This is a genomic window from Paenibacillus whitsoniae (genome assembly GCF_003955665.1).
In the GTDB taxonomy this organism is placed as follows: Bacteria; Bacillota; Bacilli; order Paenibacillales; family NBRC-103111; genus Paenibacillus_E; species Paenibacillus_E whitsoniae.
Map to the genome: position 1 here is coordinate 1 of NZ_RXHU01000024.1, position 12,916 is coordinate 12,916.

Here is a 12,916-nt window from a genome sequence, read left to right on the forward strand (position 1 = left end):
AACCCGACTTTTTGAACCCATATTTTATTAAATTCGTTGACGAGAAAGAGTACGTTAGCCCCTTGATCCCCAGAGAGTTGGCCTAGAGCTGAAAGCCAATGTTCAAGCGTTAACCGAAAATCCTCTCCGAGAAGGAAGGCTGAAGCATACGAAGTAAGCCGCCCCGGAATCCTGCCGTTACCAAGGACGCGTATGATAGTACGTAGTGGAGTTGCCTGAGGATTGTAATGATTACGATCACGACGGAACAAGGGTGGTATCGCGAGTTCAATCTCGTCCCTTACGGGGCGGGATTTTTTTGTTTTTTCATAAAAAAGAAAGGGATGACTCTCCATGAAAAAAGTCGATGTCAAAGAGAAAGCAAGAACCCGCGAACTGCGCATTCTCGCCCAGTGGAGGCAAGAGGAGACCTTCCCGAAATCCATCCGGAACCGGGAGGGAAAGCCGAATTTCGTCTTTTATGAAGGCCCGCCGACCGCTAACGGGAAACCGCACATTGGGCACGTGCTAGGTCGCGTCATCAAGGATTTTATCGGCCGTTACAAAACGATGTCCGGCTATCGGGTCGTGCGCAAAGCCGGCTGGGATACCCACGGACTGCCCGTTGAACTCGGCGTTGAGAAGCAGCTCGGCATCTCCGGCAAGCCTGAAATTGAGAAATACGGGATCGCGGAATTCGTGGAGAAGTGCAAAAGCAGTGTTTTTGAGTATGAGAAGCAGTGGCGGGAGCTCACCGAAGCCATCGCCTATTGGACGGATATGGACAATCCGTACATCACCTTGACGAACGGGTACATCGAAAGTGTTTGGCACATTTTATCCGTGATCCATGGCAAAGGGCTGCTGTACAAAGGCCATCGGGTGAGCCCCTATTGCCCGGACTGCCAAACGACGCTTAGCTCGCATGAAGTCGCGCAAGGGTATGAAGACATCAAAGATTTAAGCGCGACGGTCAAATTTCGAAGCAAACAGGGCGGGGAATTTTTGCTGGCCTGGACGACGACGCCTTGGACACTTCCGGCCAATGTGGCTTTAGCGGTCAACAAAGATGTGACTTACGTCAAAGTGCGGCAAAACGGCGAAGTCTACATTGTCGCTGAAAAGCTCGCCGCCAAAGTGTTGAAAGAAGGCTACGAAGTCTTGTCCAGGCTTCAAGGTTCTGATCTGGTTGGCCTCTCATATGAGCCGCCTTTCGGGTATTTGCAGCTCGGCAAAGGACACGTCGTCGTAGATGCCGACTATGTCAGCGACGCGAGCGGAACCGGCATCGTCCACTTGGCGCCGGCGCACGGCGAGGACGACTATCGGACCGTCAAGCAGCATGGGCTCGATTTCGTGAACGTCGTCAAGCTGGATGGACGATACAGCGACCAGATCACGGATTTTGCCGGCCGATTCGTCAAAGACTGCGACGTTGACATCGTCCGCAGCTTGGCCGACCGCGGCTTATTATTTGCCAAAGAACGCTATGAGCACAGTTATCCGTTCTGCTGGCGCTGCAAATCTCCGCTGCTGTACTACGCGACGGAGAGCTGGTTCATCAAGACAACGGCGGTCAAAGACCAGCTCATTGCCAATAACAAAAAGATTAACTGGCATCCCTCACACCTTCAGGAAGGCCGTTTTGGAAAATTCCTGGAGGACCTCGTCGATTGGAATATCAGCCGCAACCGCTACTGGGGTACGCCGCTCAATCTATGGGTTTGCGAAGACTGCGGGGCGGAGCATGCGCCGGGCAGCATGAAAGATCTAAGGGCCAGGTCCGTGCAGCCGCTTGACGAGCATTTGGAACTGCATAAGCCTTACGTCGACGACGTGAAGCTGCGCTGTACCTGTGGCGGCGTCATGTCGCGAACACTGGAGGTGATGGACGTATGGTTCGACAGCGGCTCGATGCCTTTTGCCCAGTATCACTATCCGTTCGGCAATGAGCAGCTGTTCCATGAGCAATATCCGGCAGATCTCATCTGCGAGGGCATTGACCAGACGCGGGGCTGGTTCTTCAGTCTGTTAGCCGTCTCCACGCTCTACAACGGGCAAGCGCCGTATAAAGGGGTGATTTCGACGGGGCATGTGCTGGATGAGGGCGGGCAGAAGATGTCCAAAAGCAAAGGCAATGTCATCGACCCTTGGGAAATCATCGAGGCTTATGGGACGGATGCTTTCCGCTGGGCTTTGCTTTCCGACAGCGCCCCATGGAGCAGCAAGAAATTTTCAAAGGCGATCGTGGCCGAAGCCAAATCGAAGGTCATCGACACACTGGTTAACGTCCATTCGTTCTATGCGCTCTACGCGACGATCGACAATTATGAGGCGGCGGCCTATCCGAAAAAGACTTCTGACAACGAATTAGATCGCTGGATGCTGTCTCGGGTACACAGCACGCTGCAGCGTGTGACGAAAGGGCTGGAAACCTACGACTTCCTCAATCCCGCAAAAGAAATCGAGGTGCTCGTGGACGATCTCAGCAACTGGTATGTCCGCCGCTCACGTGATCGCTTCTGGGGAAGCGGCATGACGGAAGATAAAGTCGCCGCCTATCAGACGCTGGAAGAAGCCTTGCGGACGATCGCTTTGATGATGGCGCCGTACACACCGTTCCTGTCGGATGACATCTACGGCAATCTCGGCGGAACGCAGAGCGTTCATCTGGCTGATTTTCCTCAGGTGAGGGAGGACCTCATCGATCAGGCGCTGGAAGCGGATATGGCAACCGTCATGAGGATCGTCGAGCTGGCGCGCAGCGTCCGCAACGAAACCGGCATCAAAACGCGGCAACCTTTGCTAGAGCTGATCGTTGTGGGAAGTGGCGATGTTCACTTGGCCAAATTTGAGGCGATGATTGCGGAAGAGATCAATGTGAAGATGGTCCGGATGGAGCGGCAGGATAGCGGGTTTGTGGATTTTAAAATGAAGCTGAACCTGAAGGCAGCCGGGAAGAAATACGGCAAATTCGTCGGGCCGCTGCAAAACGTTCTGAAAGAGCTTACCGCGCAAGAAGCCCGCGACATTGTCGCTAACGGCTATCTGGAGCTTCAGCTTGAAGGCGAAACGCTTCAGATCGCGCTGGATGAGCTGCTTGTCGACAAGCAGGCCAGAGCAGGGTTCGCCTCCGCGTCCGGATATGGGCTGAGTGTAGCCTTGAACACAATGCTGACGGAAGATTTGCAAAAAGAAGGGCTTGTCCGCGAAGTGATCCGCGCGGTGCAAGACTATCGCAAGAAGCTCGATCTGCCGATTGAGCAGCGCGTGCATCTTGTTCTGGACGTTGATGACGAGTTGAAGGAAGCGATCACGTGTTTTGAGCATGTTTTGCAGGAGCATGTACTGCTGGAGAGTTTCGCTTTCGGCAGCCAGGATAACATGGACGTCGTAACCATCGAAAATAAATCCGTAGGCCTAAGCATCACCTAACTGGCACCGTGACCGGGATTCCTTACTCGTTAAGGAGTGCCGGTTTTTTTCAATCCTTGATGGGCATCCGAAACTGCCTGCAAGGAGAGCTAGGCACCTGCTACGCTGTGTGTTGGGTTTAGAAAAAGAACTTGCATCACTTACTGTATATCATAACAACTCCCATCAGTTCAAATATCTTTTCTCAATTTGTTCTACCCAACCAGGAATTACATCCGTACGATGGGTAATCGCACCACCACTGATTTGAAGCACCATCTCGCCTCCAGCTCTGCTGTTATCAATGACAACGAGATGATCAATTAAATGATGATTTTTAAGTAAATTGCGAATCGAAGTATCATGTCTTCTGATAATATCCTCAGTCGGAATATGATGCCCGCCATTTTTAACTCGTGCTGCAACTCGTTCTATATTTAAATGATAATCGCCCAATCCTACATAGAACATCGTAATCTCAAACTTGTTGTCCTTGGCATCCCGCATGAGACGAATGGCGTTGCCGCCTGCCAATGTAGATTCAACCGAAAAGTCTCTCCCTTGGCGAATACAATCTCTAGCTAATCTAATAGCCTCTTTACCTGCAGATACTTTTCGGCTTTCTGGATGCAAAGAATCAATCCCTCGTGCCAAAGCATCTGGATCAATGTTCACACTGATTCCTAACCGATCAACGATCAGGTTTCGAATGGTACTTTTACCACTGCCATTATTGCCGGCGAATACATACATAATTGGCGTTTGTTCATGCATGAGGGCCATCCGAATTGACGACAGGAACAATATCCCCATTGTTGTATTCCTTTACAATTTGACCTTCTACGGTTTTATAAACGATGTAAGTGTCATTTGCTTTTGCATCTAGCTTGGCGCGATCTCCAGTGAGCTTAATAAGCTTCTCTAAATCTTTGAATTTATTCATAGGTTTCACCTTTCCATCACTAGTATCGACCTTTAACTAAATTATAACACAGCAGACTGCTTCTATATCACATGGTGATTCCATCTCTTCATCCATCCAATATCAATTAAATACTTCTATTTCTTATGAGATCGAAGCAGGCTTACGTTTTCTAAAGTCTAATATAGATATATTTATGAACAACTGTACTGTATCAGTATAAACATGTTCTCTAATAAATCTCTTGCTTTTATCGTACTCATCATCCGTGAAACAAGCAATTAAATAAAATGCATTCTTGTATTTGGTAGATAACATATAATCTGTTAACTGCTTTTCATATCCTTTTTTTAAATAAGAACTGCTCGCAAACCAATAATCCACAATCGCTTTTTTTGAAGTTTTAATATTTTGATTTGCCATATTCATGCTCCTTCTCAGTCTAAATTGCGTCATAGATGTGGCATTTCTACCTTTCGCATTGCAGCAGGCTTACCCCTATGTGTCTGCATCAAGCGACAAGCCAAACCAATATCAGGATTGATCATCGTTGTTATTTCCCATATGCCAGTCCTTCCCATCAGTCGTAAACAATGTATATTTCGCAGAATAACGGTTATCCTAGCGCTTATTTGACGCCAATGGCCCCTTTTCAAAAGCTAACGGTTGCCATAACGCCTATTTGCCCTAAATCCAGTGAAATCTTGTCAAAATCGCATAAATAGCCCCCGTGGCAACCGTTACGTGCTGGAATGGCGCCTTTTGGATGAAATAAGCCCTGCGACAACCGTTAGCATCCATCCACCCATTCGCCCGCTCATCCGTCCCTCACCATGCCGCGTACATTCGTTTTCTTCCAAGCATACGACCGTCGGAGGCAGCCCGACAAAATCAAAAAAGGGTATCCCCTCAGCCATTTGCATGACTGGCGGGATACCCTCTAATTCGCTGAAATTACAGTTTTACAACGTTCTCAGCTTGTGGTCCGCGGTTGCCTTGAACAACGTTGAACTCAACTTGTTGACCTTCGTCAAGCGTTTTGAAGCCTTCGCCTTGGATTGCGGAGAAGTGTACGAATACATCGTTGCCACCTTCTACTTCGATGAAACCAAAACCTTTTTCTGCGTTAAACCATTTTACTGTTCCTACTGCCATGGGGAAATACCTCCAACAAATTATTAACATGTTTTTTTATTCTGCAAAGAGAAAAAATTCACACATTGGATAAGGTTCACAAACAAAAATGAAAACCCTTTACAATGTATGAATTCAGGTTCTTTTTGTCGATTGGATTCATCATATCACAGCCATTTTGAAAACGCAAACCATTTCCAGTGTTTTCTTGTTTGCGCTTCCATTCTGCGGAATAGCAGGGGTTGAAGCGTAACCCCAACTTTGGTCTAGGTACGTTTTAGTCTTCCGACGGTTACTCGCAAAGGGGTTCAAAATCTATACTACCCTTATAGAGAACGTAGGAGGGCTTCATGTGTACGTAATCATCAGTCAAAGCATGCTATCCATTTGTTTATTTTATGTGATTTTCACCTGGATTGGCGGCGTCAAAGCCAGCCGGCTGCTGTACAGCGGCAGTCTTGAGCGGATGAACCGGAAAGCGCGGAAGCTGCTGTTCTGGGCCTGGTTCCCGGCGCTTCTCGCCGCAGCCACTACGGCCGGTGCGGTTTACTTGCAGCGCACGATGGACGCAGCCTTTTGGCAGGATCGCCTTTATGTAGAAGCGCCGCTTGTCGCGCTGCCGGTCATCCTGATCTGGTTCATCGCTGTACCGAAAGTGATAAAGCTTCGCTCCTTATTGAAAAAGGCGATGGCCGAGGAGCAGGAGACCCTGGAACCGGCGATTTTCGGGCGCGCGGCGCAGCCGGGCTTGATCATTCCCTACCAGCTGGCCGCGCTTGGGGCGTTGACCGCGTTATATTTTGCCCTGGTGCCGCCGGTGCCGTTCAAATGGCTGGATGTCGCGATTCCGCTGGGCGTTCTGCTGCTAATCGCTGTGGTGCTGTGGGGACGTCACCAGTTTCGCTATCAGCAAACGATCGGCTTGAAGACGTATACGGTGCCGAACATCTGGAAACGCGTTAGCACCATGTTTGGCGTGTTGGCCGTCGCAGCGGGCTTAATCATCCTGGGCATCAACTTCGCCCTCAAGGCGAGCGAGCTGCCGCCGCAGATCGATATGGCCAGCGGAGCCGCCGATTATGGGGGTCAGACGCCATCTGACGCGAACCTGCATCAACACAGCGGCAGTACCGCCGCCATGGCGCCGGGCATGGTGTCCGTAGCGGACCTTAAAGGCCCGCAGGACGGCGTGGCCGACAAGCATTTTACCCTCGTTGCCCAAAAGAAAACCGTCACCCTCAGCTCCGGCAAAACCGTCGACGCCTGGACGTTTAACGGGCAAATTCCGGGACCTGAACTGCGCGTCCGTGAAGGGGATCTGGTCGAAGTGACGCTGACCAACCAAGATATCGAAGAGGGCGTCACCGCGCACTGGCACGGGCTGGACGTCCCCAATGCGGAAGACGGCGTTGCAGGCGCCACACAGAACGCGGTGATGCCCGGCGAAACGTATACGTACCGATTCCGCGCCGAGCAGGTGGGCACGTTCTGGTATCACTCGCATCAGGATTCCCAGGAAGCTGTCAGCAAAGGGCTGTTCGGCACACTGATCGTCGAGCCCAAGGAAACGCCGGCACAGCCGGTCAAAGACATCACCGTGCTGACCCACCTGTGGAAGAACACGTTTGCCATCGGCGCGTCCGATCAACTCATCCACGAAAAAGTCGAGCCCGGCACCCCAGTTCGCCTGCGTTTGATCAATACGGATGACTGGGTCGATCAAACGTATACCTTGGTAGGTACGCCTTTCCAAGTCGCGGCCATTGACGGGACGGAGCTGAACAAGCCGGATCTGCTCACGAACACACATGTCGTGGTGACAACCGGCGGGCGCTATGATTTAACGTTTGCGATGCCAGATCATCCCGTCTATCTAGCCGTCGGCAACAATAAAAAAATCGGCCTGCTGCTCTCCGCCAGCGATCAAGCCGAGGTGCCGGCCATCCCGCAAACGGTCGCTTTCGATATGCTGAACTACGGCAGGCCTGCGACTACGCCATTCGATGCGAACAGCAAGTTCGATCGGGAATTCAACCTCGTGCTGGATAACAAATTGGGCTTTTATAATCGCACCTTCAACTTCTTGTATACGCTGAACGGGGAAGTATTCCCGAATGCGCCAATGTTCATGGTCAAAGAGGGCGACCTCGTCAAAACGACGATCTCGAACCGCGGCAATGTCGAGCATCCGATGCATCTGCACGGCCATCATGTGCTCGTACTGTCCCACAACGGTAAACCTTCCGCAGGCAGCCCCTGGTGGTCCGACACCCTCGACGTCCTGCCGGGAGACACGTACGAAATCGCTTTTGTCGCGAATAACCCGGGCCTGTGGATGGACCACTGCCACAATCTGACTCATGCCGCCGCAGGTATGTCGATGCACCTCATGTACGAGGGGATTACGACGCCGTACTCGGTGGGCAGCGCAACGAGTAACCATCCGGAGTGAAAAGAGCTTCATTTTCAAAAAAGAGGGAGGGGATGTCAGGTTTAATGACATACACATTGACAAAATCGCCTCTCCCGGTTTACCCTAAGAGTATCTTTTCGTATAACCTTAATAATTGGATTAAGGGTCTCTACTGGAAACCGTAAATTTCTAGCTACGAAAAATGTGCCCGGCCCTGCCTGCATATTTTTCCGGGCTAGTTTTTTTTATGCTTCATTGCCATAAAATGAAGGTAGGAGGTAGCGACCATGTCCACCATTCTCATTAAAAACGCCGAAATCATCACGATGAACCCGGACGGCGACATTTTCACCGGTGATCTGCGCATCGAGGGTGATCGCATCACGGCCATGGGCTCGGAGCTGATCGCCGCGCCGGGCGAGTACGTCATTGACGCTGCACACCGCACGATCATCCCCGGTTTCATCCAAACGCACATTCATCTCTGCCAGACCCTCTTTCGCGGCAAAGGCGACGATCTGGAACTGATGGATTGGCTTAAACAGCGCATTTGGCCCCTTGAGGCGTCCCATGACGAGGAATCGCTCTATTACTCCGCCATGCTCGGCATCGGCGAGCTCATTCAAAGCGGCACGACCACCATCGTCGATATGGAGACGGTTCATCATACGGATTATGCCTTTCAGGCGATTGCCGAGAGCGGCATCCGGGCCTTGTCCGGCAAGGTCATGATGGATAAAGGCGACGAGGTGCCGTTTCCGCTGCAAGAGAAGACTTCAGAGTCTCTACAACAAAGCGTCGATCTGCTGGAAAAATGGCACGGCCACGACGGCGGGCGCATTCAGTACGCGTTTTCGCCGCGTTTTGTTATCTCGTGTACAGAGGAGCTGCTGCGCGAGGTTCAGCAGTTGTCCCAGCGGTACAACGTCAAGGTGCACACCCACGCCTCCGAGAACCGCGGCGAGATCGAGATTGTGCAAGCGGAGACGGGGATGCGCAACATCGTGTACCTCGATCATTTGGGGCTGGCCAATGAGCGGCTCATTCTGGCGCACTGCATCTGGCTCGACGAGGAGGAAAAGCGCATCATCCACGAGCGCGGCGTGCATGTGAGCCATTGCCCGGGCTCGAATCTGAAGCTCGCCTCGGGGATCGCCGAGACGCCCGACTTGCTTGGGAAGGGCATCTCGGTCAGCTTAGGGGCGGACGGCGCGCCGTGCAACAACAATCTCGATATGTTCAATGAGATGCGGCTAGCCGCGCTGATTCAAAAGCCGGCCCACGGGCCGACGACGATGAACGCCCATGCGGTGTTCCGTATGGCGACGATCGGCGGCGCCCGCGCCGTGGGCATGGAACACGAGATCGGCTCGCTCGAAGTCGGCAAAAAAGCCGACCTGGCGATCCTCGATCTCAACAACTTTCACGTCTACCCGTCGTTTGACGTGGACCCGATCTCGCGCATCGTGTACTCCGCGACGCGCGCCGATGTGGAGACGACGATCATCGGGGGCCGGATCGTCATGGAGAACCGCATCATGAAGACGATTGACAAGGCGATCGTCCTGCCCGAAGCGAACCGCGCCATTCAGTGGCTCTTGAAGCGCGCCAACCTCCGCTAACCGCGGAGGTTTTTTCTTTGGACCCGGCGCCCCTCGCAAAACCGTGGGCACCTCTCCCTCCGCTATGGCATAGGGTAAACCATAGATGGAAGTTTAAGGGAAAGGGGCAGCGTCATGCTTCGCAAGCCAAAAGTCATCGCCGCCGTCAAGGTGGACGGCTCGGTCGGGGATATGCAGGTAAACAGCCTGGTCAACCGGCTTTATTTTGCCAATCAGGATACGCGCATCGGGGTGCTGAATGGGGATACACGGCAGATGGAAGGGTATATCCAGGTTGGGGAGGGGACGTTTTTTCTCGCCGTTCATGAGGCGTCGAACCGCATTTATGCAACAAGCTTTCGCGAAGGGAAAGTCACCTTTATCGATGGGAATACCCATCAAATCATCGCCGCGCTAGGTGTGGATGAGCATCCCTACGGTATCGCGGTGCATCAAGGTACGGGCCGCGTCTATGTCGCCTGTACGAGCGGTGCGATCTATGCCATTGACGGCCTCACCGCCGCCATCCTGCATGTCTGGCATGTCGGGGGATCACCGTCGTTGTTGGCCGTTAATGAACGCACAAATCGTATCTATGTGACGAATACCGGCAGCGATTCCGTTCATATCCTGAACGGCGATATGCTTACGCTGATCGCCACGCGCAAAGTCGGCCGCAATCCGCTCATTGCGCCGGCGCTCAATCCGGTGACGAACCGGATTTATCTAGGGAACAACCTCAGCACGTACGGCTCCGTGCTGCAAGGCGGCTCCCTCGCGCCGAGCAAACCGATTCGGCTCGGGCGCAGACAGCACGCGGTCGCGGTCAATCCCCGCTTGAACCGCGTCTACTACGCCTCTGCGCAAGTGAGCGGCAGCGGCAAGCTCTACGTCGTTAGCGGCGCCACCCGCCGCGTGGTCAAATCGCTCCCCGTGCCAACGTTCTCCTCACTGCTTGTGAACCCGGTGACGCACCACATCTTCGTCGGGAACAGCGAAGGAAAAGCGCTGGCCGTCTATAGCGGCCTCAGCTACGCTAAGCTCGCCCTGCTGCCCGTGCGCAACCGCGGCGGCAGCCTCGCGCTTAACCCGCGTACGAATCAGGTGTTCGTCGGCAGTGAAAACGTGATCACTGTCGTACAGGACTGACGAACGTGCGTCTCTCTTAGAAGCTCGCTTACAGAGGGCAACTGCGACTATGATGGTGTCGCTCATCCTATCACAGCCCTCTGTGAAGTGCACCTTGGGGGCTTCCTGCATTTCATACAGCAAATTCAATGAAATCGGCGAAAGTTCAACGGGATCCTGCATTTTTTACAGCAGAACCTCAAGCAAACCCATGTGAAAGCGCTTTCTAACGGTAATACGCTGATTTTAACTGCACATTCTGCAGGAAATTGAGCAAATCTCGCCCGAATCGTTAAATTTGATGTATAATCTGCTGGTTCCCGGCCCGATCACCGCTCTTCCTACGTGCATCACCTTCGATCTCAGCCCTTCAGCCGGCGGTAACGCCCCTCCCACACAACGGTTTCATTCCCCCCCACTTCCGTCACTACGCAAACCTCAGCTACTTTACTCGCCTTACTTCCATCACCATGCAAACGGACTGCTGCTCCACTGTGTTTCTCTTGCCCGGCGCAAAAAAACAGCCCCTAACCAAAGTTAGGGGCTGTTTTATGAACAAGCTTACAGTTTTACAACGTTCTCAGCTTGTGGTCCGCGGTTGCCTTGAACAACGTTGAATTCAACTTGTTGACCTTCGTCAAGTGTTTTGAAGCCTTCGCCTTGAATTGCGGAGAAATGTACGAATACATCGTTGCCGCCTTCAACTTCGATGAAACCAAAACCTTTTTCTGCGTTAAACCATTTTACTGTTCCTACTGCCATGGGGATATTACCTCCAAAATTAAATTAACATGTTCTTTTTCGTAGTTTTCGTACAAAAAAAATTACATATTGAAAAGGGTACCGTCTGCTTAAAAAGATAACCCTTTGCAATATGCAATTCCAGGTTAAACCTCCAAGTCTATACCTACTGTATCACACAAAATTGCATAATGCAATTAACCCTCGGAGGGATTTTTTGCTAGGTCTATCAAGGCATCGCGATCCTCCAGACGGAGGGCAATCGCCAGCGCTAAAGCGACATCTTTCGACGGCAGCGTTCGACCGTTTTCGATGGCATTCAAGACGGAATACGAGATTCCGGCCTTCTCACTGAGCTTGCGAATGGTGAGATTTTGCTGCTGCCGCAGCTCTTTTAACCGAATATGAAAGGCCACGGAGGCCTCACCTCAATCTTTCTTCATTTGTTGTCTATGAATTTCCGCTCTAATTTTGTCGAACGGGTCTTCCCAGTGCGGCGGCTTGATGGTTTTGCCCAGTTCGTTCTTGTGAACGAGACCGTCCGGCCATACCTTGGACATGTTCGCATGCTGCACGATGTCAAAAATCGGCCCAGGCTCCACGCCCATCTCCACCAGCGTCCCCAGCACAAAATACAGCTCGTCGATCATCGCATCGACTTCGTCCTCAAGCGTTGCCGCTTCTTTGAACTCGTCGAGCTCCTCCTGCATCCACGCAAGGCGTGCGGCCTTGCGTTCGTCCGTCAGCCGCTGCGGTGAGCGGCCGATCGGATGCTCGAACGTTTCATGAAATTGTTTAACGGCTTCATAGGCTTTCTTTAGCGGCATACGGTCGTTCAGCTCCCCAAAAATGGTTTCCTTTTATATACCACGTGCAGGGAAGCTTGGTCAATGCAATCGGCCTCTAGCTGCCTTACTTCAGGTGACGACCTTGGATAAACCGGCTGCCCCAGTAGCCCGTGTAGATCGAATTGATCGCGACGCCGGAGCTGGTCGTATTGCTGATAAACTTCCCGCTCCCGATATAGATGCCGACATGATTGATTTTGCCGGGTGTGGATGTGCTGAACATCACCAGATCCCCCTTAACCAGCTTCGACTTGGACGATACTTTCGTCCCGACGGAAGTCTGCGCTTTGGAGCCCCATGGAATCGAAATGCCGTTCTTGCTGAAAACAAGCTGCGTAAAAGCCGAACAGTCCAGTATCAGGCGCTTTGTGTCGCGCGTGCCGTACCGGTATTTGACTTTGCCAAGGTAAGACTTCGCTGTCGCGACTAAGCGGTCTGCACGTGTCGTACTTGTCGCATCCGCGCTAAGCGTCGTCGCATCGGCCGTGACAGATGCAGCCGTCGCTGCCGAAGCCGTATGCGGTTGTATCCAAGCGGAACCCACCATCAGAGATAGACTTAGGCTAAGGCCTACGAAAGTTGCACGAAGGGAGCTTCCTGATCGTTGGCGGTCCTTTATTTCGGAAAGTTTCCAAAGGCGGTTACTGCTCATCCGTTTCATGATTATGGCCTCCTCCAGTAGCAGAAATCATAGGATTGCGTCCTATGCCTATTTACCATAGCATAATCCGCCTAT

At 52.2% G+C, this 12,916-nt stretch carries 12 protein-coding genes, 1 riboswitch and 1 other annotated feature; of the genes, 4 read left to right on the plus strand and 8 right to left on the minus strand.

The window, feature by feature from the left end:
* Nucleotides 1-27 precede the first annotated feature (27 nt).
* Nucleotides 28-284 (plus strand) — a binding site (T-box leader).
* A gap of 49 nt (nucleotides 285-333) precedes the next feature.
* The gene (gene ileS / locus EJQ19_RS09385; RefSeq protein WP_126140954.1) at nucleotides 334-3,414 is read left to right on the plus strand and encodes an isoleucine--tRNA ligase; all 3,081 of its coding nucleotides are present in this window, start codon (nucleotides 334-336) and stop codon (nucleotides 3,412-3,414) included.
* A gap of 165 nt (nucleotides 3,415-3,579) precedes the next feature.
* On the opposite strand, the gene EJQ19_RS09390 is transcribed toward ileS, so the two are convergent.
* The 4 genes from EJQ19_RS09390 to EJQ19_RS09400 all read right to left on the minus strand — a co-directional run bounded on the left by EJQ19_RS09390 (nucleotide 3,580) and on the right by EJQ19_RS09400 (nucleotide 5,470).
* Nucleotides 3,580-4,167: an ATPase gene (locus EJQ19_RS09390; protein ID WP_126140955.1), complete on the minus strand. Its 588-nt coding sequence runs from the start codon at nucleotides 4,165-4,167 to the stop codon at nucleotides 3,580-3,582.
* Nucleotides 4,160-4,336, minus strand: a complete 177-nt coding sequence (locus tag EJQ19_RS31770) for a hypothetical protein (RefSeq protein WP_164716421.1) — start codon at nucleotides 4,334-4,336, stop codon at nucleotides 4,160-4,162. Before EJQ19_RS31770 ends, EJQ19_RS09390 begins: the two co-directional genes overlap by 8 nt.
* A gap of 123 nt (nucleotides 4,337-4,459) precedes the next feature.
* The gene (locus tag EJQ19_RS09395; RefSeq protein ID WP_126140956.1) at nucleotides 4,460-4,738 is read right to left on the minus strand and encodes a hypothetical protein; all 279 of its coding nucleotides are present in this window, start codon (nucleotides 4,736-4,738) and stop codon (nucleotides 4,460-4,462) included.
* Nucleotides 4,739-5,269: 531 nt separating this feature from the next.
* Nucleotides 5,270-5,470 (minus strand): cold-shock protein, encoded by a 201-nt coding sequence (locus EJQ19_RS09400; protein ID WP_126140957.1) that lies wholly within the window; start codon nucleotides 5,468-5,470, stop codon nucleotides 5,270-5,272.
* Between the two features lie 331 nt (nucleotides 5,471-5,801).
* On the opposite strand from EJQ19_RS09400, the gene EJQ19_RS09405 reads away from it, so the two are divergent.
* The 3 genes from EJQ19_RS09405 (at nucleotide 5,802) to EJQ19_RS09415 (ending at nucleotide 10,612) form a co-directional block, all read left to right on the plus strand.
* Nucleotides 5,802-7,901: a multicopper oxidase family protein gene (locus tag EJQ19_RS09405; RefSeq protein ID WP_241242812.1), complete on the plus strand. Its 2,100-nt coding sequence runs from the start codon at nucleotides 5,802-5,804 to the stop codon at nucleotides 7,899-7,901.
* Between the two features lie 78 nt (nucleotides 7,902-7,979).
* Nucleotides 7,980-8,078, plus strand: a riboswitch (purine riboswitch).
* A 71-nt stretch (nucleotides 8,079-8,149) separates the two neighbouring features.
* Nucleotides 8,150-9,484, plus strand: coding sequence for a 5'-deoxyadenosine deaminase (locus EJQ19_RS09410; protein ID WP_126140958.1), 1,335 nt, complete (start codon nucleotides 8,150-8,152; stop codon nucleotides 9,482-9,484).
* A 114-nt stretch (nucleotides 9,485-9,598) separates the two neighbouring features.
* Nucleotides 9,599-10,612 (plus strand): YncE family protein, encoded by a 1,014-nt coding sequence (locus EJQ19_RS09415; protein ID WP_126140959.1) that lies wholly within the window; start codon nucleotides 9,599-9,601, stop codon nucleotides 10,610-10,612.
* 540 nt (nucleotides 10,613-11,152) lie between these two features.
* Here EJQ19_RS09415 and EJQ19_RS09420 read toward each other — a convergent pair.
* From EJQ19_RS09420 to EJQ19_RS09435, 4 genes are all read right to left on the minus strand, one after another.
* Complete coding sequence (locus tag EJQ19_RS09420) at nucleotides 11,153-11,353, minus strand: cold-shock protein (RefSeq protein ID WP_126140957.1); 201 nt, start codon at nucleotides 11,351-11,353, stop codon at nucleotides 11,153-11,155.
* A 176-nt stretch (nucleotides 11,354-11,529) separates the two neighbouring features.
* Nucleotides 11,530-11,748, minus strand: a complete 219-nt coding sequence (locus EJQ19_RS09425; RefSeq protein WP_126140960.1) for a helix-turn-helix domain-containing protein — start codon at nucleotides 11,746-11,748, stop codon at nucleotides 11,530-11,532.
* 12 nt (nucleotides 11,749-11,760) lie between these two features.
* Nucleotides 11,761-12,159, minus strand: a complete 399-nt coding sequence (locus tag EJQ19_RS09430; protein ID WP_126140961.1) for a pyrophosphohydrolase domain-containing protein — start codon at nucleotides 12,157-12,159, stop codon at nucleotides 11,761-11,763.
* Between the two features lie 85 nt (nucleotides 12,160-12,244).
* Complete coding sequence (locus tag EJQ19_RS09435) at nucleotides 12,245-12,841, minus strand: C40 family peptidase (RefSeq protein WP_241242813.1); 597 nt, start codon at nucleotides 12,839-12,841, stop codon at nucleotides 12,245-12,247.
* Nucleotides 12,842-12,916: the final 75 nt, after the last annotated feature.

Bases quoted from the DNA above. Each gene is read 5' to 3' on its own strand.
- EJQ19_RS31770 (WP_164716421.1), bottom strand. From the start codon at position 4,336: ATGAATAAATTCAAAGATTTAGAGAAGCTTATTAAGCTCACTGGAGAT.
- EJQ19_RS09390 (WP_126140955.1), bottom strand. From the start codon at position 4,167: ATGCATGAACAAACGCCAATTATGTATGTATTCGCCGGCAATAATGGC.
- EJQ19_RS09430 (WP_126140961.1), bottom strand. From the start codon at position 12,159: ATGCCGCTAAAGAAAGCCTATGAAGCCGTTAAACAATTTCATGAAACG.
- EJQ19_RS09400 (WP_126140957.1), bottom strand. From the start codon at position 5,470: ATGGCAGTAGGAACAGTAAAATGGTTTAACGCAGAAAAAGGTTTTGGT.
- EJQ19_RS09410 (WP_126140958.1), top strand. From the start codon at position 8,150: ATGTCCACCATTCTCATTAAAAACGCCGAAATCATCACGATGAACCCG.
- EJQ19_RS09435 (WP_241242813.1), bottom strand. From the start codon at position 12,841: ATGAAACGGATGAGCAGTAACCGCCTTTGGAAACTTTCCGAAATAAAG.
- EJQ19_RS09420 (WP_126140957.1), bottom strand. From the start codon at position 11,353: ATGGCAGTAGGAACAGTAAAATGGTTTAACGCAGAAAAAGGTTTTGGT.
- ileS (WP_126140954.1), top strand. From the start codon at position 334: ATGAAAAAAGTCGATGTCAAAGAGAAAGCAAGAACCCGCGAACTGCGC.
- EJQ19_RS09395 (WP_126140956.1), bottom strand. From the start codon at position 4,738: ATGGCAAATCAAAATATTAAAACTTCAAAAAAAGCGATTGTGGATTAT.
- EJQ19_RS09415 (WP_126140959.1), top strand. From the start codon at position 9,599: ATGCTTCGCAAGCCAAAAGTCATCGCCGCCGTCAAGGTGGACGGCTCG.